The sequence below is a fragment of the Streptomyces sp. PA03-3a genome (assembly GCF_033792735.1).
In the GTDB taxonomy this organism is placed as follows: Bacteria; Actinomycetota; Actinomycetes; order Streptomycetales; family Streptomycetaceae; genus Actinacidiphila.
In genome coordinates, this window is record NZ_JARAVM010000019.1 from 83778 (window position 1) to 104706 (window position 20929).

Here is a 20929-nt window from a genome sequence, read left to right on the forward strand (position 1 = left end):
TGCCGGGGAGGTGTCACCGGTTATCGGCTGTCACAGCTGCGACATGTCCCAACGGCGACAGGGCGCTTCGGGCAACCGGCGACGACCCCCACCAGGGCACGGCGAACCCCCCGCTGCCGGTACGAACCGCCCCCAACCGGCGGGCCGCGCCGTCGCCGGCGCCGCGGCGGGGACCGCCCTGCGCGTCCCCCTGGCGCAACCGGACGGCAGGTGCGCAACGACCGTTCCGGCGGCGCCGGCCTCACCAGGTCGTGGCGGGCGCCCGGAGGACGACGTGATCGGCGACTGCTCCGGGGCGCGCACGCACCGAGCGGACCGGCGTCCCGGCCCGCGCGGCCGCCACGAGGGGCCCGTCACGGCACTGAACACGCCGCCGACGGCCTCGTGGTGGGCAACCCGACGGACCCGGCCCCTTGCCGACGACTCCCAGCGCGGCCGTGGCGGCGGGGTGTGGACGCCGGACCGGGGGCACGGCCTGGAGATCGCCCGGCGGGTCCGCACTGGCAGCTTCCACGTCCACGGCGGCTTCAAGGCGAACGCGACCGACTGCGGGCGCGGCGCGGGGGGGGCCGACTCCGCCCCGCGCTCCCTCCCCGGTCGCTCAGCCTCCGGAGGAGGACTCCGCGAGCGCGGCCTCCACGGCGTCGGCGGCCTCCTCGGCGGAGGCCGCCCGCAGGAAGGTCTCCCCGGGTCCGGGCCCCCGCACGTCCCAGCCGCCGACCACGACGACCGGCTTGCCGGTCCGCAGGGCGAGCGCCACCTCGCTGAGGGTGCCCCAGCTGCCTCCGACCGCCACCACGGCGTCGGCGGCGGCGACGACCAGGCCGTTGCGGAGTTCGCCGAGGCCGGTGGCGATCGCCACGGTCAGCGACGGGTCACCCGCCCGGCGGTCCCGGCCCGGGAGGAGTCCTACGGTGGTCCCGCCCTGCGCGCGGGCTCCTTCGGAGGCGGCGCCCATCACCCCGCCGAGCCCGCCGCAGACGACGACGGCGCCGCGCCGGGCCAGGAGTTCGCCCAGCCTGCGGGCGACCTGGCGTTCCCGCCCGGTGGCCTCGGCCGGCCCCACCACGGCGACATAACGGCTCGTCATGACCCCTCCCCCGGCGTTCTGCTCCGATTGACAGAGAGGACAATCAGGATATTCGCTGCATGGGTGACCTCGTATGCCCGCACCTCCCGCCGCGTGTCCCTCGCCCTGCTGGCCACGACGATGGCCCTCGCAGCCTGCCAGGGCGCGCCGTCCGCCCCGGAGTCCATGGTCGCCACGGGGCGGCCCGCGGCCACCACCGCCCCGAAGGCGTCCTGCGTGGACCGGGTCATGGCGGCGATGAACGACACGCAGCGCGTGGGCCAGCTCTTCATGGGCGCGGCCCAGCTGCCCACGCCGCCCAAGGCGGACCTCGACGCGATGCGGTCGTACGCCGTCGGGTCGGTGTTCCTGGCGGGCCGCAGCACCTCCGGGGTGACGAAGACCCGGTCCCTGGTGGACGGGCTGCAGAAGTCGCTGGGGGTGACGGTGGCGGGACAGCGCATCGGCCTGCTGGTCTCCACGGACCAGGAGGGGGGCCAGGTGCAGGTCCTCAAGGGCTCCGGCTTCTCCACGATCCCCAGCGGCAAGACCCAGGGCACCTGGTCCACCGCCACGCTGCGCTCCCGCGCGGAGACCTGGGCGAAGGAGCTGAAGAAGGCGGGCGTCAACGTCAACCTGGCCCCCGTCGCCGACATCGTCCCCACCTCGATCGGCACCGGGAACGCCCCCATCGGCCGCTACGGCCGCCAGTTCGGCTCGACGTCGGGCGTGGTGTCCCCGCACGTCACGGCGTACGTGCAGGGCTCGAAGACGGCCGGGGTGCTGACCACGCCCAAGCACTTCCCCGGCCTCGGCAGCGTCAAGGGCAACACGGACACGACCGCCTCGGTGACGGACACGACGCTGACCCGCACCGGCAGCAACATCGCCCCCTTCCGCGCGGGCATCTCCGCGGGCGCGGGGCTGGTGATGGTCTCACTGGCGACGTACAAGCGCATCGACCCCAAGCACAAGGCCGTCTTCTCGTCGGTGATCGTCGATCAGACCCTCCGCCGCGACCTGGGCTTCAAGGGCGTCATCATCTCCGACGACCTCGGCAAGGCGGCCTCCGCCCAGTCGACGGCGCTCGGCCAGCGCGCCCTGTCCTTCCTGCGCGCCGGCGGCGACCTCACCCTCACCGTCTCCCCCAAGGGCATCCCCGCGATGGCCGAGGGCATCCGCTACGCCATGCGCCACGAGCCGAAGGTGCGGACGCTGGTCTCCAACAGCGTCCGCCGCGTGCTGACCGCCAAGCAGACGGCGGGCGTGCTGCGCTGCACCGCCTGACCGACCGGCGTCCACGCTCAGGACGCAGCGGCCCCGGAAAGCGCGGAATCAACGCACGCACCGGAGCGCGACGGCACACGGCACTCGGGGCTGTCCCTTTGGGTTGCAGACGCCTCGACTCCAGAATCCGACAGGACCGATGCGTTGAAGAGTCATCACCAAGGACAGCTCACGCCCTGCCACACGATTTCGCTGCTCCACCCGGAACAGCGAGATGGCAGGACTTCGAGTTGCGTGGTGAGGTCAGAGGCCCACCAGAACGGGACGTTCCTCCATCCGTCCCCAGTCCAGAATTTCCGGCAGGCCGGTCAGGTACGCTTCCACGTCCTCGGCGGGAGCTTCGAATCGGACTGTCAGGTTCTCGGCCACATTCAGAACTGAAGCGGCCTGCGTGGAGACATCAAACCTCAGCACGCCCCCGTCCCACTCGACGCGCAGGATTCCCCCGTAATGGGTTCTGCCGCCGGTGACGAGACAGTACGTGTCGAACCCCAGAGAGAGCTCCTGCTCATCGGGTTCGTAGTCCGACCGTTGAATGAGCAGCGTGAACCCAGGATCGTCGACGCCTTCCGAGAAGCCGGCCTCGAGCACCTCATCGTCTTCGTCGGCCTCAAAGCCGACCGACCGCGCGACGAGTTCCATCACTCACCTCCTTTGCGACCACCATTGGCAACCCATGTTCCCGGACGCACTTCCACGGGAAGGGGGGTGAGCCGCCGGTGTCGCGCGCCGGGGGCTCACCCGGGTCCGGATCACCACCCGGGGGAACGGCCGGGATGGCGGCGCGGGGCCCGTCGGTGGCACTGTCGAGGCATGGAGCAGCTCTCCCGCAGGCACGTCGCGCAGCGCTGGCTGGCCCGCCTGGCCCTGACCGCGGCGGGAGCGGCCGTGGCGCTGCCGCTCGTGGTCGCCGGGCTGCGCAGCATCGCGCTGGTGGCCGCCGCGCTGGGCGGCACCGCGCTGACGGCGGCCGGGGCGTGGTGGGTGCTGACCCGCCGCGGTGTGGTGCGGGCGCTCGCCGTGGTGCTGACCGCCGCGACCCCGCTGGCCGTCCTCGCCTACTACGACCGGGCCAATCTGCTCTGGGTCGTGGCCTCTTCGCTCGGCCTGTGGGCGCTGGCCGTCGCCGCCGGACGCAGCGCGATGCGCGCCACCCGGGCCCACGAGGCGCGACTGAGGGAGCGGATCGCGGCCCGGCCTCGGCGGCCGTTCCTGATCATGAACCCGCGCTCGGGCGGCGGAAAGGTCGGCGACTTCGGACTGAAGGAGAAGGCGGAGGCCCTCGGTGCCCGGGTCGTGCTGCTCGACCCCGACCAACCGCAGGACGTCGCCGAGCTCGCCCGGCGGGCCGCGGACGAGGGCGCCGACCTGCTCGGGGTGGCCGGCGGGGACGGCACGCAGGCCCTGGTGGCCGGGGTGGCGGCCGAGCGGGGACTGCCGTTCCTGGTGATCTGCGCGGGCACCCGCAACCACTTCGCCATGGACCTGGGGCTGGACCGCGCGGACCCCGCGACGTGCCTGGACGCACTCAGGGACGGCGTGGAGCTGCGCGTCGACCTCGGCTACGTGGGCGACCGGCCCTTCGTCAACAACGTGTCGTTCGGCGCCTACGCGGCCGTCGTGCAGAGTCCCGCGTACCGCGACGACAAGGTCGGCACCATCCTGGAGCTCCTGCCCGACCTGCTCACCCACCGCGCCGGGCCCCGGCTGACGGCGACGGCCGGGGACACCGTCATCGACGAGCCGCAGGCCGTGCTGGTGAGCAACAACCCGTACCGGACCGACGACCCGGCCGGGCTCGGCCGCCGGGACCGTCTCGACACCGGTCTGCTGGGGGTGCTGGGCGTCAAGGTCGACAACGCGGCCCAGGCGGCGGGACTGCTGATGGGCCCACGGGTCGCCTCCGGGCTCACCGTGGCGACGGGCCGGGAGGTGGTGACCACCGCCGACGCCGCCGAGATCGAGGCGGGCGTGGACGGCGAGGCCCTCATGCTGCCCACGCCCGTGCGCTGCCGAATCAGCCACGGAGCGCTGCGGGTGCGGGTGCCGCGCAGCCGCCCCGGGGTGCCGGCGACGGGCGTCCGCACGGACTGGCGGCGGCTGCGCAAACTCGCGCTGACCATGGGCCGCACGGCCGCCGGCCGCCCGCACCCGCCCGGCGCCTGATCGGGCCGGTGCCGCGCACCCCGGCACCCCGGCACCCCGGCACCCCGGCACCCCGGCACCCGGACAGCCTCAACGCCTGATCAGGCTCGAGTCGCGGACCACCGGCTCCGCCCGGAGCACGACCCGCCGAAGCGGGCACTCCCCCGGCCGACCGGCCACCGGACCGCCCGCGCTCGCCGCCGGGCGACCGCACTGCGGAAGCCCGCGCCGGCGACGCAAGCGCACCCCCGTGACCGGACACCCGGACCGGGCGCGGCTCAGCGTCTGATCAGGCTGGAGTCGCGGACCACCAGTTCCGGCTGGAGCACGACCCGCCGGTGCCGGTGCTCCCGGGCCTGCGGCCCGGTCTCCTCCAGCAGCATCCCGGCGGCCAGTGCGCCCATGTTCGCGGCGGGCTGCCGCACGGAGGTGAGCGGCACGGCCGCCGCGGCCGCGAACTCGATGTCGTCGTAGCCGACGATGGCCATCTCGCCCGGGACGTCCACCCCCGCCGCGTACAGCGCCTGCAGCACCCCGAGGGCGAGCAGGTCGTTGGCGCAGAACACGGCGGTCGGCCGCTCCGGGAGGCCGAGCAGCCGGTGGCCTGCGTCCCGTCCGGCGGCGACGTCCAGCCGCTCCGTGGGCAGTTCGCGCAGGGTCTCCGGCGGCAGTCCGGCCTCCTCCAGGGCCGCGAGGGCGCCCTCGCGCCGGTCCAGGACCTGCTGCAGGTGCCCGGGGCCGGAGACGTACGCGATCCTCCGGTGCCCGGCGGCCGCCAGGTGACCGACGGCCATCCGGCCGCCGGCCACGTCGTCCACGGACACCGAGCACTCGGAGGTGCCCGCCGCGACCCGGTCGACGAGGACGAAGGGGATGCGGTGCCGCCGGAACGCGGCGAGGTTGCCGCCGTCGGCGTCGGCCGGCGTCACCAGCACCCCGCGCACCCGCTGCTCCGCGAAGAGCGACAGGTACGCAGCCTCCTCCCGCGGGTTCTGCGCGCTGTTGCAGACCATCACGCCGAGCCCGGCCTCCCGGGCCGCCCGTTCCGCGCCGCGTGCCACGTCGACGAAGAACGGGTTGCCCATGTCGAGGACGAGCAGGGCCATGATCCTGCTGCGGCCCGCCCGCAACTGCCGGGCGGACTCGCTGCGTACGTACCCCAGCCGGGCGATGGCGCGCTGTACGCGGACCCGGGTCGCCTCGGGGACCGCGTCCGGCCGGTTGATCACATTGGAGACCGTGCCCACGGACACCCCCGCCTCACGGGCGACGTCCTTGATCCCCACCGTGCGGCCCTTCTCCGCCACGCCCGGGCTCTCAGAACTTGAACTGGTCGATGTTGTCCTTGGTGAACACGGTCGGCTTGCCGAGCACCACGACGCCGTCCTTGCCGATGGTGTAGCTGCCCATGTCACCGGCCTTGAAGCTCTGGCCCTCCGCGCCGGAGATCTGGCCGGATGCCAGGGCGACCGCGGCGTACGAGGCGAGCGAGCCGAGCTTGGCCGGGTCCCACAGCTCGAAGGCGTCGACGGTGCCGTTCTTGACGTAGGCGCGCATGTCGTTGGGCGTGCCGAGGCCGGTCAGCTTGACCTTGCCCTTGTACTTGGAGCCCGCCAGGTACTGGGCCGCCGCCTTGATGCCGACCGTGGTCGGGGAGATGATGCCCTTCAGGTTGGGGTACTGCTGGAGCAGGCCCTGGGTCTGCTGGAAGGACTGCTGGGCGTCGTCGTTGCCGTAGGCGACCTTGACCAGCTTGACGTCCTTGTACTTGGGGTCCTTGAGCTCGTCCTTCATGAAGTCGATCCAGGTGTTCTGGTTCGTGGCGGTCTGGGCCGCCGAGAGGATCGCGATCTCGCCCTTGTAGCCGATCTGCTCGGCGAGCAGCTGCACCTCGGTGCGGCCCAGGTCCTCGGAGCTGGCCTGCGAGACGAACAGGTCGCGGCACTCGGGCTTGGTGTCCGAGTCGTAGGTGACGACCTTGATGCCGTTCTTGCGGGCCTGGTTCAGCGAGGTGCACAGCGCGCCCGGGTCCTGCGCGGAGACGGCGATCGCGTCGACCTGCTGCTGGGTCAGGGTGTTGACGTAGCTCACCTGGCCGGCGGTGTCGGTGCCGCTGCTGGTGCCGACCTCCTTGTAGGAGGAGCCCAGCGCGTCCAGGGCCTGCTTGCCGCCGCCGTCGGCGATGGTGAAGTACGGGTTGTTGACCTGCTTGGGCAGGAAGGCGACGGTCAGGCCCTTCTTGGTCGCCGCGTCGGGGTCGGCCGACGCGGTCGCCTTGGCGCCGCCGCCACCGCTGTCCTTGGAGGAGTTCTTGGTGGTGCCGCCGCAGGCCGTGGCGCCGAGCGCGACGGCCGCGGTCACGGCGACGACGACGGTGGCTCGGCGGGTGAGGGTTCTGGACATGGTGATCCTTTCGCTGCCGGTGCGGGCGCCGGAGTGAGGACGGGAGGTGGTGCGGGGGGTGCTGCGGGGGGTGGTGGTGGCGTGTGACGTGTGCGGGGGGAGCTGGGGGTTCACGAGGCGGCGAGCGCGGCCGGGGCCTTGTCGGCCGACCTCCTGCGCGCCCTGGCCTGCGAGACCTGGCGGCCGATCCTCGGGGCGAGGACGGAGATCACCAGGAGCACGCCGGTGACGACGATCTGGGACTGGGCCGAGACGTTGAGCAGGCTCATGACGTTCTGACCCGCGCCGAGCAGGAACACACCGGCGATCGCGCCGCCCAGGGTGCCCTTGCCGCCGTCGAAGTCGATGCCGCCGAGCAGGACGCCCGCGATGACGGACAGCTCCAGGCCGGTGGCGTTGTCGTAGCGGGCGCTGGCGTAGTGCAGCGCCCAGAAGACGCCGGTGAGGGAGGAGATCAGGCCGGTCGTGACGAACATCGCCAGCTTCAGCCGCCGCACGCGCACTCCCGCGAACCGGGCCGCCTCCTCCGAGGCGCCGACGGCGAACAGGGAGCGCCCGACGGGGGTCGCGTGCAGCACCAGGACGGCGATCAGCAGCAGCGCGGCGAAGGGGATCGCCGCGTACGGGATGAAGGTGCCGTCGATCCGGCCGGCGCCGAAGTCGAGGTACTGCTGCGGGAAGTCGGTGACGGAGTCGGCGCCGAGCACGATCTGCGCGATGCCGCGGTAGGCGGCGAGCGTGCCGATGGTGACGGCGAGCGAGGGCAGGCCGAGCCGGGTCACGAGCAGGCCGTTGACGAGGCCGCACAGGGCGCCGAGGAGCAGGCAGAGCGGGATGATCGTCTCGATCGCCATGCCCCCGTTCCACAGCGCGCCCATCACGGCGCCGGACAGGCCGGCGGTCGAGCCGACGGACAGGTCGATCTCGCCGGAGACGACGAGCATGGTCATCGGCAGCGCGATGAGCGCGATCGGCAGGGTGTTGCCGATCAGGAAGGACACGTTCAGGGCGTTGCCGAAGTTCTCCACGAAGGAGAAGGAGCAGATCAGCAGGACGACGAGCAGGGCACCGACCGCGGTGTCCCAGCGCACCGCGCCGCCGAGGCGGCCGAGCGGGGCGGGGGCCTTGGTGGTCTCAGACATGGTGGGCACTCCTCATCTGTGCGGCCCGCTTGCGGAGGACGCCGGCCACCCGCAGCGCCACGATCCGGTCCACGGCGATGGCGAGCAGGAGCAGGACTCCGTCGATGGCCAGCACCCACACCGAGCTGACGCCGATGGAGGGCAGGACGCTGTTGATCGAGGTCAGCAGCAGGGCGCCGAGCGCGGCGCCGTACACGGTCCCGGAGCCGCCGGTGAAGGCGACGCCGCCGACCACCACGGCGCTGACGACGGTCAGTTCGTAGCCGTTGCCGGTGCCGGAGTCGACGTTGCCGAACCGGGCGAGGTAGAGCGCGCCGGCGAGTCCGGCGAGCGCCCCGCACACGACGTACGCGGTGAGGATCCGCTTGCGGACCGGTACACCGGCGAGCCTTGCGGCCTCGGGGCTGGAGCCCAGCGCGTACAGGTCGCGGCCGCCGCGGTAGCTGCGCAGGTAGTAGCCGGCCGCGACCAGCACCGCGAGCGTCAGCAGCGCGAGGTAGGGGATCACCCACAGACCGTCGTGGCCGAAGTCGACGAAGCTCTCCGGCAGGTCGTTCGCGGTGATCTGGCGGGAGCCGACCCAGATGGAGTCGATGCCGCGGATGATGTAGAGCGTGCCCAGGGTCACCACGAGCGCGGGGACCTGACCCAGGCTCACCAGCATGCCGTTCAGCAGGCCGAAGAGCACGCCGAGTACGACCGCGATGAGCACGGCGAGAAGCGGGTTGCCGCCGCCGTGCAGGTAGGTGCCGGCCGCGAAGGCCGAGATGCCGAGCACCGAGCCGACCGACAGGTCGACGTTGCGGGTGATCACGACCATGGCCTGGCCGACGGCGACGAGCACGAGGATGGTGGCGTTCAGCAGGAGGTCCTTGACGCCCTGCTGGGAGAGGAACTCGCTGTTGTAGATCTGGGTCGCGGCCAGCATGACCACGAGCACGGCGAGCACGGCGAGCGCCCGCAGTTTCAGCACCCGGTCCAGGAAGCGGCGGGACGCGGTCGGTTCGTCCGCGGCGATCTGCTGCGGGGTGTCGGCGGTCACGGTCACGCCGCCCTCCTCACGCGGCCGGTGGCCGCCGCCATCACGGATTCCTCGGTCGCCTCGGACCGGGGGATCTCGGCCGTCAGCCGTCCTTCGTGCATCACCAGGACGCGGTCCGCCATGCCGAGGATCTCCGGCAGGTCGGAGGAGATCATCAGTACCGCCACGCCCTCGGCCGCGAGCCGCGACAGCAGCCGGTGCACCTCGGCCTTGGTGCCGACGTCGATGCCGCGCGTGGGCTCGTCGACGATCAGCACCTCGGGCGCGGTGGCGAGCCACTTGGCGAGGACGACCTTCTGCTGGTTGCCGCCCGAGAGGGTGCCGACGACGTCGGCCAGCCGGGCGTACTTCACCTGGAGCCGCACGGCCCAGTCCAGGGCGCGGCTGCGCTCGGCGCGACGGCTCATCAAACCGCCCTTGGTGGTGGCGGCGAAGCCGGTCAGGCCGATGTTGCGCTCGATGGACATGTCCATCACCAGGCCCTGGGCCCGGCGGTCCTCGGGGACCAGCGCGATGCCCGCGGCCATGGCCAGGCTGGGCGCGCCGCCGCGCAGCGGCTTGCCGTCGACGACGACCTCGCCGGCGTCCCGGCGGTCCACACCGAAGATGGCCCGGGCGACCTCGCTGCGCCCGGCGCCGACGAGGCCCGCCAGGCCGACGATCTCACCGCGGCGCACCTCGAAGGAGACGTCGGTGAAGACGCCTTCGCGGGTGAGCCGGCGCACGCTGAGGGCGACCTCGCCGATCTCGGCGTCCTGCTTGGGGTAGAGCTCGTCCAGGTCGCGGCCGACCATGCGGCGCACCAGGTCGTCCTCGGTGAGCCCGTCGAGGGGCTCACTCGCGATCCACGCGCCGTCCCGCAGGGTGGTGACCCGCTGGCAGAGGGCGAAGATCTCCTCGAGGCGGTGGGAGATGAACAGGACCGCGGCGCCCTGCTCGCGCAGGGACTTGACGACGCCGAAGAGCCGGGAGACCTCGCTGCCGGTGAGTGCGGCGGTCGGCTCGTCCATGATCAGGACACGGGCGTCGAAGGAGAGCGCCTTGGCGATCTCCACCAACTGCTGGTCGGCGATGGACAGTCCGCGGGCCGGCTGCTCCGGGTCGAGGTCCACGCCGAGGCGGCGGAAGAGATCGGCCGCGGCCTCGCGCACGGCCTTGTGGTCGACCCTGCCGAGCGAACGGCGCGGCTGCCGGCCGACGAAGATGTTCTCGGCCACCGACAGGTCGGGGAAGAGCGTGGGCTCCTGGTAGATGACGGCGACCCCCGCGTCACGGGCGTCCCCCGGGCCGTGGAACTCCACGGGCCTGCCGTCGAGCAGCACCGTGCCGGTGTCCGGGCGGTACACACCCGCGAGGGTCTTGATCAGTGTCGACTTGCCGGCGCCGTTCTCGCCCGCGAGGGCGTGGGCCTCGCCGGCGTGCAGCCGGAGCGACACACCGCGCAGTGCGCGAACGGCACCGAAGGACTTGCTCACCCCCTCGAGCGCGAGCACCGGAGTGGTCTCCGGTTCGGGGTGCGTCATTGCGCCCTCCTGCTATGAAATGTTTCAACGGAGTTGCCGGGAAGCTAGCCCCGCCCCGCGAAGGCGTCAAGAGCCGCCGCCTCGCCCTCCTGACCTGCACCCTCGCGAAACCCGCAGGTAACAGCCCTGACAACGCCGCACGAGCAGCAACAACGCGCTTCCGTGGGACGGATGACACGATTCAATAACGGGGATCCGGACCGGCAGACCCCTTGACGACCTGCGGTGGACGTGGATAGCTTCACAGCCGAATGAATCGATTCACTGGAAGCCCGGTTCACTGAGCCGATTCACCGAGCCATCCGAGGTGGACATGCCTGACATCGCAGCCGTCAAGGCCGCACTCACAGCCCAGCGGATCGAGACGCCGTCCTGGGGTTACGGCAATTCCGGCACCCGTTTCAAGGTCTTCGCCCAGGCCGGGGTGCCCCGTGACCCGTACGAGAAGCTCGACGACGCGGCCAAGGTGCACGAGTTCACCGGCGTCGCCCCCAAGGTGGCCCTGCACATCCCCTGGGACCGGGTGGACGACTACACCGCGCTCGGCGCCCACGCCAAGGAGCGCGGCCTGGAGCTCGGCGCGATCAACTCCAACGTCTTCCAGGACGACGACTACAAGCTCGGCAGCGTCTGCCACCCCGATCCGCGGGTCCGCCGCAAGGCCACGGACCACCTGCTGGAGTGCGTCGACATCATGGACGCCACCGGCTCGAGCGACCTCAAGCTCTGGTTCTCCGACGGCACCAACTACCCCGGCCAGGACGACATCGTGGGCCGTCAGGAGCGGCTCGCCGAGGCCCTGGCCGAGGTCTACGAGCGTCTCGGCGACGACCAGCGGATGCTGCTGGAGTACAAGCTCTTCGAGCCGGCGTTCTACACCACCGACGTCCCGGACTGGGGCACCGCCTACGCGCACTGCCTCAAGCTCGGCCCCAAGGCGCAGGTCGTCGTCGACACCGGTCACCACGCGCCGGGCACGAACATCGAGTTCATCGTCGCCTTCCTGCTGAGCCAGGGGAAGCTCGGCGGGTTCGACTTCAACTCCCGCTTCTACGCCGACGACGACCTGATGGTCGGCGCCGCCGACCCCTTCCAGCTCTTCCGGATCCTGCACGAGGTCGCCAAGAACCGCGGCCTCGAGGCGGAGACCGGCGTGGCCTTCATGCTCGACCAGTGCCACAACATCGAGGCCAAGATCCCCGCCGTCATCCGCTCGGTGATGAACGTCCAGGAGGCCACCGCCAAGGCACTCCTGGTGGACCTCGACGCCCTGGGCGAGGCGCAGCGCTCCGGTGACGTCCTCGCCGCCAACGCCGCCCTGATGGACGCGTACAACACCGACGTGCGGCCGCTGCTGCGAGAGGTGCGCGAGGAGCGGGGCCTGGCCCCCGACCCCGTCGCCGCCTACCACGCCTCCGGCTGGCAGGAGCACATCGTCGCCGACCGCGTCGGCGGCACCCAGGCCGGCTGGGGCGCGTAGGCACCGCCGTCCCGCTCCTCCTCGTTCCTCCCCTCCCGAAGGACACCCCCATGGCATCCGCCACCCATCCGGAAGTCGCCGCACTGCTGGAGCGCGCCCACCGCCTGGGCGCCGACCCGCGCAACACCAACTACGCCGGGGGCAACGCCTCCGCCAAGGCCACCGCCACCGATCCCGTCACCGGCGGCGCCGTGGACCTGATGTGGGTCAAGGGCTCGGGCGGCGACCTGGGCACGCTCACCGAGGCCGGCCTCGCCGTGCTGCGGCTGGACCGGCTGCGCGCCCTGACCGCCGTCTACCCGGGCCCCGAGCGCGAGGACGAGATGGTCGCGGCGTTCGACTACTGCCTGCACGGCAAGGGCGGCGCCGCCCCGTCCATCGACACGGCCATGCACGGCCTCGTCGACGCCGCCCACGTCGACCACCTGCACCCCGACTCGGGCATCGCGCTGGCCTGCGCCGCGGACGGCGAGAAGCTCACCCAGGAGTGCTTCGGCGACAAGGTCGCCTGGGTGCCGTGGCGCCGTCCCGGCTTCCAGCTCGGCCTCGACATCGCCGCCGTCAAGGAGGCCAACCCGCGGGCCGTCGGGGTGATCCTGGGCGGTCACGGCATCACCGCCTGGGGCGAGACCTCCGAGGAGTGCGAGCGCAACGCGCTGTGGATCATCCGCACCGCCGAGGAGTTCCTGCAGCGCCACGGCAGGCGGGACCCGTTCGGCGCGCCGCTGGCCGGCTGGGAGCCGCTGCCGGAGGCCGAGCGCCGGGCCCGGGCCGCCGCCCTCGCCCCGGTCCTGCGGGCGATCTCCTCCCAGGACCGTCCGCAGGTCGGCCACTTCACCGACTCCGCGCCCGTCCTGGAATTCCTCGCGCACGCCGAGCACCCCCGGCTGGCCGCGCTCGGCACCTCCTGCCCGGACCACTTCCTGCGCACCAAGGTCCGCCCCCTCGTCCTCGACCTGCCCCCGACGGCACCGCTCGAGGACGCCGTGGCCCGCCTGCAGGAGCTGCACACCGCCTACCGCGCCGACTACCAGGCCTACTACGACCGGCACGCCACCGAGGACTCCCCCGCCATCCGCGGCGCGGACCCGGCGATCGTCCTCGTTCCCGGCGTCGGCATGTTCAGCTACGGCAAGGACAAGCAGACCGCGCGCGTCGCGGGCGAGTTCTACGTCAACGCGATCAACGTGATGCGCGGCGCCGAGGCCGTCTCCGCCTACGCCCCGATCGACGAGGCGGAGAAGTTCCGCATCGAGTACTGGGCGCTGGAGGAGGCCAAGCTCCAGCGGATGCCGAAGCCCAAGCCGCTGGCCACCCGTATCGCCCTGGTCACCGGGGCCGGTTCGGGCATCGGCAAGGCCATCGCGCACCGCCTCGTGGCGGAGGGCGCCTGCGTGGTCGTCGCCGACCTCGACGCGGACAACGCGCGGGCCGTCGCCAAGGACCTGGGCGGCCCGGACCGCGCGGTCGCGGTCACCGTGGACGTCACCAGCGAGGACGCCATTCGGGGCGCCTTCGACGAGGCCCTGCTGGCCTTCGGCGGAGTGGACCTGGTGGTCAACAACGCGGGCATCTCCATCTCCAAGCCCCTGCTGGACACCACCGCCCGCGACTGGGACCTCCAGCACGACATCATGGCCCGCGGCTCCTTCCTCGTCTCCCGCGAGGCGGCCCGCGTGCTCATCGCGCAGAAGCTCGGCGGCGACATCGTCTACATCGCCTCCAAGAACGCGGTCTTCGCCGGCCCCAACAACATCGCCTACTCCGCCACCAAGGCCGACCAGGCGCACCAGGTCCGCCTGCTGGCCGCCGAACTCGGCGAGCACGGCATCCGCGTCAACGGCGTCAACCCCGACGGGGTCGTCCGCGGCTCGGGCATCTTCTCCTCGGGCTGGGGCGCCCAGCGCGCCGCGACGTACGGGGTGCCGGAGGAGAAGCTCGGCGAGTTCTACGCCCAGCGCACCATCCTCAAGCGCGAGGTGCTACCCGAGCACGTCGCCAACGCGGTGTTCGCCCTGACGGGCGGCGAACTGACGCACACCACGGGCCTGCACGTCCCGGTCGACGCGGGCGTGGCCGCGGCGTTCCTGCGCTAGGCCGTGTCGTCACATGAGCTCCCCCAGCTACCGCTGGGAGGGGCCCCCAGGTGCGGTGCATCGCAAGGCGGAGGATCGTCCTCGTAGGGGGCTACTCGGACGATTCGACAACGCAGCGTGGGGGCACCTCCCAGCGGAGCTGGGGGAGTGCCGTGCCAGGCGTCGCTGAGCAGGCGCGCATTTGACGACACGGCCTAGACGCCGTCCGCACCACGCGGGGGAGCCGGCCGGCCGGCTCCCCCGCACCCGTACCACCCACCGACCCCCCGCGGTGCGCCGCGCCGCACCGACCGCACCCGTCGCTCCGACCCGAACGACCAGAACACGAGGGGCCCACGTGCCATTCGCCGCCATCGACCTCGGCGCCACCAGCGGCCGCGTCATCCTCGGCCGGGTGGGCCCGGACCACCTCGTCCTCGACGAGGTGCACCGCTTCGCCAACACCCCCGTCCGGCTGCCCACCGGACTGCACTGGGACGTCCTCGCCCTGTTCCGGGAGAGCCTGGACGGCCTGCGCCTGGCGGCCCGGGCCGGTGACGGCGTCACGTCGGTCGGCATCGACAGCTGGGCCGTCGACTACGGGCTGCTCGACGCGGACGGCGCCCTGCTCGGGATCCCGCACCACTACCGCGACAGCAGGACGGAGCACGTCGCAGGCCGGGTCAGGGACGACATCGGCCCGCAGGAGCTGTACGGGGTCACCGGGTTGCAGCACCTGCCCTTCAACACGGTCTTCCAGCTGGCGGCGGCCCGCGAGGGCGCGCAGTTCGCGGCCGCCCGGACGCTGCTGATGATCCCCGACCTGCTCACCCACTGGCTCACCGGCACCATCGGCGCCGAGGAGACCAACGCCTCCACCACCGGCCTCTTCGACGCGCGCACGGCGACCTGGGCGGAGGAACTCCTCGGCCGGCTCGGCATCGAGCCGGGCCTGCTGCCGCCGCTGCGCCGCCCGGGCACCCACGCCGGCACACTCCTGCCCCACGTGGCCGCGTACACCGGGCTGCCGGCGGACACCGCCGTCGTCACCGTCGCCTCGCACGACACCGCCTCTGCGGTGGCGGCGGTCCCGGCCACGGGGCCGCACTTCGCGTACATCTCCTGCGGCACCTGGTCGCTGGCAGGTCTCGAGCTGGAGGCCCCGGTGCTGACGGAGGCCTCGCGGCTCGCCAACTTCACCAACGAGCGCGGCATCGACGGCACCATCCGCTACCTGCGCAACATCATGGGCATGTGGCTGCTGGAGGAGTGCCGCCGCACCTGGGAGCAGCGGGGGGAGGGCCTGCCCCTGCAGGAACTGCTCGCCGCGGCCGCGGCCGCCGAGCCCTTCGCGGCCCTCATCGACCCGGACGACCCCGAGTTCCTCGCGCCCGGCGACATGCCCGCCCGGATCCGCGCCTTCTGCCTCCGGACCGGCCAGAGGCCCCCGCAGTCGCACGGGGCGGTCGTCCGCTGCATCCTGGAGAGCCTCGCCCTGGCCCACCGCCGCACCCTGCGCGAGGCCGCCGAACTCGCCGGCCGGGACCTCCACCGCGTGCACCTCATGGGCGGCGGCTCCCGCAACGAACTGCTGTGCCGGTTCACGGCCGACGCCACCGGCCTCCCGGTCGTCGCGGGCCCCACCGAGGCCACGGCCCTGGGCAACATCCTCGTCCAGGCCCGCGCCCACGGCGTGGTCGGCGACGGTCCCGACGGCCTGGCGGCGATGCGCGCCCTGGTCGCGGCCACCCAGCCGCTGCGCACGTACGAGCCGGCCGCGGACGGCCGGGCCTGGGACGCGGCCGCGGCGCGGCTGGCGGAGTTCGGCGGGGCGCGGCGGCCCTGAGGGGCGGCGCCGCGTTCAGCCCGCCGAGCGGGTGACCTCGGCGCCCTGACGCAGGGCACGCGGGATCTCGGCGACCTCGTCGACGGTCGCGATCAGTGCCGCGACCTGTTCCCGCGGCGCTTCGCTGTCGATCTCGACGGTGTAGAAGATGCCGGTCGAACGCCATAGGGCGGTGTCGAAGCCGCCCTCCGCGCGCACCCGGACGCCCCGCAGTTCCAGCCCGCCGGCCGCGGCCTCGCGGTAGAGGTCGTTGAGCACGCAGGCCGCCACGGCGAGGTTCAGCACGTGGCCGCCGGTGAACGCCGACCGCACCCCGACGCCGCCGGGCGTCCAGCGGTGCGGGAGCCGGACGTCGTCGCCGTCCTCCTCAAGGAACGATCCCGCGCTCGCCAGCACCGCGAACCGCTCGTCCATGCCCTGCCTCCCGTTGCCGCCCACGCGGCCGCAGCCCGCCCCGGATCCTCCAGCATGATGGCGCAACCCGGGGCGGTGGAAGGGGACTTCGGCGGTCGTCGGGTTCCTCGGCCCTGCTACTGCGAGGGGAACTGCGAGCTGAAGTCGGCCGTGTCGGACGCCGGGGGCGCGGTGACGGCCTTGGTGCCGCCGAACTTGAGGAAGTCGATGGTCACCTTCGCCTTGCCCATGACCTGGACCATGCGCACCGGCAGGTCCTTGCCGTCCACCCAGACGTCGATCGTGATCTCGTCCAGCGGCCCGGTGGCGGAGTTGAAGATGCTCTTCTCCTCGGAGGACGAGAGCGACTTCCCCAGGTTGCCCAGGCGGCTCTTGTCGAGGGTCGCCCGGTAGTGACGGGCCTCGCGGCCGCGGACGGGCTGCTCCCCGAGGTCCTCGACGTCCTTGGTCAGCCCGATGTAGCGCAGCCCCGCTGTCGGGTCCCCGCTCTTCGCGACCGCGGCGGCGCCCGCCTTGCCGAGGACCGCCGAGACGTCGACACGCAGCCAGTGCTTGCCCTTCAGCAGGCCGGCGGGCTGCGGGTCGACGTTGTAGTAGTAGGCGCCGTCCACCATCAGCGCCCGCAGCTCGGGGTCGTCCTGCAGCGGCTGCATCCGAGCCGCCGAGGTGTCCATCATGACGTCGTACGCGACGCCCTTCCCCCAGGAGTAGGTGCCCTTCATCGTGATGGGGCTGCCCTGACCCAGGTCGGTCGACATGTCGACCTTGGCCGAGCCGACCTTCTCCGTCTGGCTGGTGACGCGGGAGAGAATCTGGGCGATCGAGTCCGTCTTGCTCACGGCGTCCGCGGTGTCGCGCGCGGCGCTGCAGCCCGCCGTCGCGGCCAGCGCGACGGCGGCGGCCCCCACCGTGGCGGCCACGCGTATCCGCCGCTTCTCCCTCATGTCCTTGGTCCCACTGCTCATGCTGCCCACCCCTGGGTCGTTCGTGGTCGATCTTGTGTGTCCGCTGTGGACGGTATCGCGGACGACTGACAGCGCTAGACGCCCGTGGTGCCGTCGACGAGTTCGCGCAGGACGTCGAGGTGGCCGTTGTGGCGGGAGGTCTCCTCGACGAGGTGCAGCAGGATCCACCGAAGGTTGGGGTGGCGGCCGTCGCGGATGGGGCGCTTGGCGACGGCGTCCAGGTCGAGCCCAGCGACGAGTTCGCGGTAACGGGCGGTGTGCGCCTCATAGTCCGCCAGCACGTCGGCAAGAGGGAGGTCCACGGCGATCCGCATCTCGCGGTCGGGGTCCTCCTCCGTCCAGGGGCCCTCGTCCTCGCCGCCGAGGAAGACCACCTCGAACCAGTAGTACTCGACCCAGCGGAGGTGGTTGACCAGTCCGCTGAGCGTCATCAGCGGCGAACCCGGGAGCGGGGCGCTGCGGGCGTGCTCGGGCGTGACGCCCTCGCACTTGGCACGGGCGGTGTCACGGGCGTAGTCGAGGAGGGTCGTCAGCGCGGAGCGCTCGTCCCAGGCGGTGGGTGTGTCGGTTCTCGTCATCGCCGGAATGCTGTCGGGAGCGAGGGCGGCACGTCCACCGATTAACGGGGGCGCCCCACCCCGTCCCCCTGACGGCAGATGTCAGCGGAGAGCGGGACCATCGGTCCCCGTGACCACCACCGGACGCACTCAACGACTCCTCCTGCCCGCCGTGTTCATCACCTCCCTGGGCAACAACATCCAGCTGATCGCCGCGGCCCTGCTGATCGTGCGCGCCCAGGGCTCGGTGCTCGACGTGGGCTGGCTGTTCATCGCCGTCGCCGTTCCCCAGGCCGTGCTGTCGCCGTTGGCCGGCCGGATGGCCGACCGCTTCGACCGGCGGACGCTGTGGGCGGGCTGCGACCTGCTCAGCGCCGTCGTGGCCCTGGTGCCGGCGCTCGGGACGGCACCGGGCCGGCCGCTCGGGGCGGTCGTCTACGGCAGCAACCTCGCGCTGGCGGCGGCGTCCGCGCTCTTCGTGCCGGTGAGCGCGGCACTGATCAGGGAACGGGTGCCCGAGGACCGGCTGCGGCGGTTCAACGCCCGGTACGAGATGGCTTTGCAGAGCGGCATGCTGCTGTCGGCGGCGGTGGGCGGTCTCGCCCTGCAGTACGCCGGGCCCGCCCCGCTGTTCGTCTTCAACGCGGCGACCTTCGTGGCCTCCGCCGTCCTCGTCCTGGCAACCGGGCGGGGGCCGGGGCGCTCCGCCGCCGTGGGCTCCGCCGCAGCGGTCCCCACGGCGCGGCCGGTCCCCTCGCGGGGGCCGCACGGGCCGCTGGTCGTGCTGTACGCCCAGGGCAGTGCAGTGGTGACCGTCTTCGACGCCCTGATGCCGGTGCTGGTCATCGCCGAACTGCACCGGGGCCCAGCCGTCGTCGGCGCGGTGGACGCGCTCGGAGGCGCCGGCTTCCTGCTGGCGGCGGCCGCGTACCGGCGGACGGGCGCCCGGCTGGGGGATCTGCGGCTCGCGTTCGCCGGCTTCACGGTCTGCGCCCTGCTGTTCGCGCTGCAGCCCCGGTTCGGGGTGACGGGGCTGCTGCTGCTCGTCCCGGCCGGGGCGTTCGTCTTCGGGCAGGCGCGCATCGCCTCGCGGACGCTGCTGATGACGGCGGTCGACGAGGGCCGCGTGGGGCGGGCCTTCGGGACGGCGAACGCCTACGGGCTCGCCGCGACCGTGGCCGTGATGCTCGGGACCTCGGCGGTGACGGCCCGCGCCGGGGTGCCGACCGGCTTCGCGGCGGTCGCCGGTCTCAGCACGCTGACGTCCGCGGGGGCGGCGGTGTGGCTCGCGGCGGCGCGTAAAGCGCGGCCAGCGCCCGCGCCGACTCCGCCAGCGACTCCCGCAGCGGATCGGGCGCCAGGACTTCCAGGTCGGCGCCGAGCCTGAGGAACTCGCCGTGCGCGTGCGCGACCGACTCGATGGGCACGCGGGCGCGGACCCAGCCGTCCGGCTCCCGCTCGCCGTCCTCGGCCACCGCCCGCGCCACGGCGCGCGACAGCAGCGCGGGCAGCCGTTCGGCGCCGCGCGGCGACAGCCGGATCAGCGCCTGCTCCCGGTGGAGCCGCGCGTGGAATCCGGCGAGGTACTCCCGCCAGTACCCGGCGAGGTCGAAGCCGGGCGGGGTCGCGAACGTCTCGTCGAGGACGCGCACCTCGAGCATCCGGTCCACCCGGTACGTGCGCCGCTCGCGGCCGTCGTGGGCCACCACGTACCAGCGGCCCGCCTTGAGCACCAGGCCGTACGGCTCGAGTCTGCGATCGACCTCTGCGGGCTCCCGCCACCGTCGGTAGCGCACCCGGACCGCCTGCCGGTTCCACACGGCGTCGGCGACGACGGGCAGATGCGGCACCTGCTCGTCGGAGCCGTACCAGCCGGGCGCGTCCAGCAGGAAGCGCTCGCGCACCCGCTCCGCCCGCTCCCGCAGCGCCGGCGGCAACGCGGCGCTGATCTTCAGCCGGGCCGCCGCCGCTGCCTCCCCGAGTCCCAGCTGCGCGGCCGGATCGGGGAGCGCGGCCAGGAACCAGGCCTGCGTCTCGTCGGCGGTCAGGCCCGTCAGCCGGGTGCGGTACCCGTCGAGGAGCCGGTAACCGCCCTCGTGCCCGGCGTCGCCGTACAGCGGGATGCCCGCCTCGTGCAGCGACTGGACGTCCCGGTAGATGGTGCGTACGGACACCTCCAGCTCCTCCGCCAGCTCCGCGGCGGTCATCCGGCCCCGCGACTGGAGGAGCAGGAGGAGGGACACCAGCCGGCTCGCGCGCATGGCGGCCAGTATCGCCGCCGCCACCGACAGTCGCCCCGGGGCGGGGGCGTGGGGCGGCCGTGGCCGATTTGATGGTCTCCGGCGGAGCGCGCGACGGGCGGGAACTCGCACTCGACGTACGCGTCTCCCCCGCCCTGTGCGCCGACGGCCGGCCCGTCGGCTGCGTCGTCACCGCCGCGCCCGTCGACTCGGACACCGCGCTCCTGCTGTGGGCCTTCCAGCAGTCGTCCGTCGCCATGGCCACCTACGACACCGGCCTGCGCTACCGCCGGGTCAACGACACCGCGGCGGACATGATCGGCGTCCCCGCGGCGGACCTGAGCGGCCGGCCCTTCTCCGGGGCGCTCCTGGACGACGAGGGGCGGCGTGGTTTCAACGAGCACCTTCACCGGGTCGCGCCTGGGGCATGGAGGAGGCGGTGTTCGTCACCGAGCTGGTCGTCAGCGAGCTGGTCACCAACGCGATCCGCTACGGCACCCCGCCGATCCAGCTGCGGCTCATCCGCGACCGCACCCTGATCTGCGAGGTCTCCGACGGCAGCAGCACCGCCCCGCACCTGCGCCGTGCCCTGTCCGACGACGAGGGCGGCCGCGGCCCGCTGCTGGTCGCGCAGTTGAGTCGGGCCTGGGGGACCCGGCAGACCTCCGCGGGCAAGACCATCTGGGCCGAACAGGCGTTTCCCCCGGCCGGGCGATGAGCGGCGGCACGTCCGGGTTCCCC

16 protein-coding genes and 3 pseudogenes are annotated in these 20929 nt (G+C 72.9%); 8 read left to right on the forward strand and 11 right to left on the reverse strand.

The window, feature by feature from the left end; translation table 11 throughout:
• Nucleotides 1–601: 601 nt before the first annotated feature.
• Entirely contained in the window at nt 602–1090 is a 489-nt protein-coding gene (locus PV342_RS23105) for a TIGR00725 family protein (protein ID WP_386986319.1), read from the reverse strand.
• Nucleotides 1091–1153: 63 nt separating this feature from the next.
• Between PV342_RS23105 and PV342_RS23110 the strand changes: the two genes are divergently transcribed.
• Nucleotides 1154–2356, forward strand: coding sequence for a glycoside hydrolase family 3 N-terminal domain-containing protein (locus tag PV342_RS23110; RefSeq protein ID WP_500318577.1), 1203 nt, complete (start codon nt 1154–1156; stop codon nt 2354–2356).
• Nucleotides 2357–2599: 243 nt separating this feature from the next.
• Here the strand turns inward: PV342_RS23110 and PV342_RS23115 are convergent, their stop codons facing one another.
• Nucleotides 2600–2998: an Imm10 family immunity protein gene (locus PV342_RS23115; RefSeq protein WP_500318578.1), complete on the reverse strand. Its 399-nt coding sequence runs from the start codon at nt 2996–2998 to the stop codon at nt 2600–2602.
• 171 nt (nt 2999–3169) lie between these two features.
• Here PV342_RS23115 and PV342_RS23120 point away from each other — a divergent pair, with 171 nt between their 5' ends.
• The gene (locus PV342_RS23120) at nt 3170–4522 is read left to right on the forward strand and encodes a diacylglycerol/lipid kinase family protein (RefSeq protein WP_500318579.1); all 1353 of its coding nucleotides are present in this window, start codon (nt 3170–3172) and stop codon (nt 4520–4522) included.
• Nucleotides 4523–4779: 257 nt separating this feature from the next.
• On the opposite strand, the gene PV342_RS23125 is transcribed toward PV342_RS23120, so the two are convergent.
• From PV342_RS23125 to PV342_RS23145, 5 genes are all read right to left on the reverse strand, one after another.
• Entirely contained in the window at nt 4780–5808 is a 1029-nt protein-coding gene (locus PV342_RS23125; RefSeq protein ID WP_386986327.1) for a LacI family DNA-binding transcriptional regulator, read from the reverse strand.
• A 10-nt stretch (nt 5809–5818) separates the two neighbouring features.
• Entirely contained in the window at nt 5819–6904 is a 1086-nt protein-coding gene (rhaS, locus tag PV342_RS23130) for a rhamnose ABC transporter substrate-binding protein (RefSeq protein WP_018560950.1), read from the reverse strand.
• A gap of 110 nt (nt 6905–7014) precedes the next feature.
• Nucleotides 7015–8046: an ABC transporter permease gene (locus tag PV342_RS23135; RefSeq protein WP_500318580.1), complete on the reverse strand. Its 1032-nt coding sequence runs from the start codon at nt 8044–8046 to the stop codon at nt 7015–7017.
• Nucleotides 8039–9088, reverse strand: a complete 1050-nt coding sequence (locus PV342_RS23140) for an ABC transporter permease (protein WP_400796508.1) — start codon at nt 9086–9088, stop codon at nt 8039–8041. The genes PV342_RS23135 and PV342_RS23140 overlap by 8 nt, the downstream gene beginning before the upstream one ends.
• A gap of 2 nt (nt 9089–9090) precedes the next feature.
• A complete protein-coding gene (locus PV342_RS23145) occupies nt 9091–10611 on the reverse strand; it encodes a sugar ABC transporter ATP-binding protein (RefSeq protein WP_500318581.1) in 1521 nt (506 codons plus the stop codon).
• A gap of 313 nt (nt 10612–10924) precedes the next feature.
• On the opposite strand from PV342_RS23145, the gene rhaI reads away from it, so the two are divergent.
• The 3 genes from rhaI to PV342_RS23160 all read left to right on the forward strand — a co-directional run bounded on the left by rhaI (nt 10925) and on the right by PV342_RS23160 (nt 16012).
• The gene (gene rhaI, locus PV342_RS23150) at nt 10925–12091 is read left to right on the forward strand and encodes an L-rhamnose isomerase (RefSeq protein WP_391575597.1); all 1167 of its coding nucleotides are present in this window, start codon (nt 10925–10927) and stop codon (nt 12089–12091) included.
• A gap of 50 nt (nt 12092–12141) precedes the next feature.
• The gene (locus PV342_RS23155; RefSeq protein WP_500318582.1) at nt 12142–14187 is read left to right on the forward strand and encodes a bifunctional aldolase/short-chain dehydrogenase; all 2046 of its coding nucleotides are present in this window, start codon (nt 12142–12144) and stop codon (nt 14185–14187) included.
• A gap of 337 nt (nt 14188–14524) precedes the next feature.
• Nucleotides 14525–16012 carry a rhamnulokinase gene (locus tag PV342_RS23160; protein WP_500318583.1) on the forward strand — a complete coding sequence of 496 codons (1488 nt, stop codon included), beginning with the start codon at nt 14525–14527 and terminating at the stop codon, nt 16010–16012.
• A 15-nt stretch (nt 16013–16027) separates the two neighbouring features.
• Here the strand turns inward: PV342_RS23160 and PV342_RS23165 are convergent, their stop codons facing one another.
• The 3 genes from PV342_RS23165 to PV342_RS23175 all read right to left on the reverse strand — a co-directional run bounded on the left by PV342_RS23165 (nt 16028) and on the right by PV342_RS23175 (nt 17969).
• Nucleotides 16028–16426 (reverse strand): OsmC family protein, encoded by a 399-nt coding sequence (locus PV342_RS23165; RefSeq protein WP_433425284.1) that lies wholly within the window; start codon nt 16424–16426, stop codon nt 16028–16030.
• A 116-nt stretch (nt 16427–16542) separates the two neighbouring features.
• The gene (locus tag PV342_RS23170; RefSeq protein WP_500318584.1) at nt 16543–17391 is read right to left on the reverse strand and encodes an SCO4651 family lipoprotein; all 849 of its coding nucleotides are present in this window, start codon (nt 17389–17391) and stop codon (nt 16543–16545) included.
• A gap of 74 nt (nt 17392–17465) precedes the next feature.
• On the reverse strand, nt 17466–17969 hold the full coding sequence (locus PV342_RS23175; protein WP_386986349.1) for a DinB family protein: 504 nt from the start codon (nt 17967–17969) through the stop codon (nt 17466–17468).
• Nucleotides 17970–17976: 7 nt separating this feature from the next.
• On the opposite strand from PV342_RS23175, the pseudogene PV342_RS23180 reads away from it, so the two are divergent.
• A pseudogene (locus PV342_RS23180) lies at nt 17977–19029 on the forward strand (MFS transporter); the annotation flags it as partial.
• Between the two features lie 169 nt (nt 19030–19198).
• On the opposite strand, the gene PV342_RS23185 reads toward PV342_RS23180, so the two are convergent.
• A complete protein-coding gene (locus PV342_RS23185; protein ID WP_500318585.1) occupies nt 19199–20209 on the reverse strand; it encodes a helix-turn-helix transcriptional regulator in 1011 nt (336 codons plus the stop codon).
• A gap of 236 nt (nt 20210–20445) precedes the next feature.
• Between PV342_RS23185 and PV342_RS23190 the strand changes: the two are divergent.
• Nucleotides 20446–20553, forward strand: a pseudogene (locus PV342_RS23190) (hypothetical protein); the annotation flags it as partial.
• Nucleotides 20554–20570: 17 nt separating this feature from the next.
• A pseudogene (locus PV342_RS23195) lies at nt 20571–20906 on the forward strand (ATP-binding protein); the annotation flags it as partial.
• Nucleotides 20907–20929: the final 23 nt, after the last annotated feature.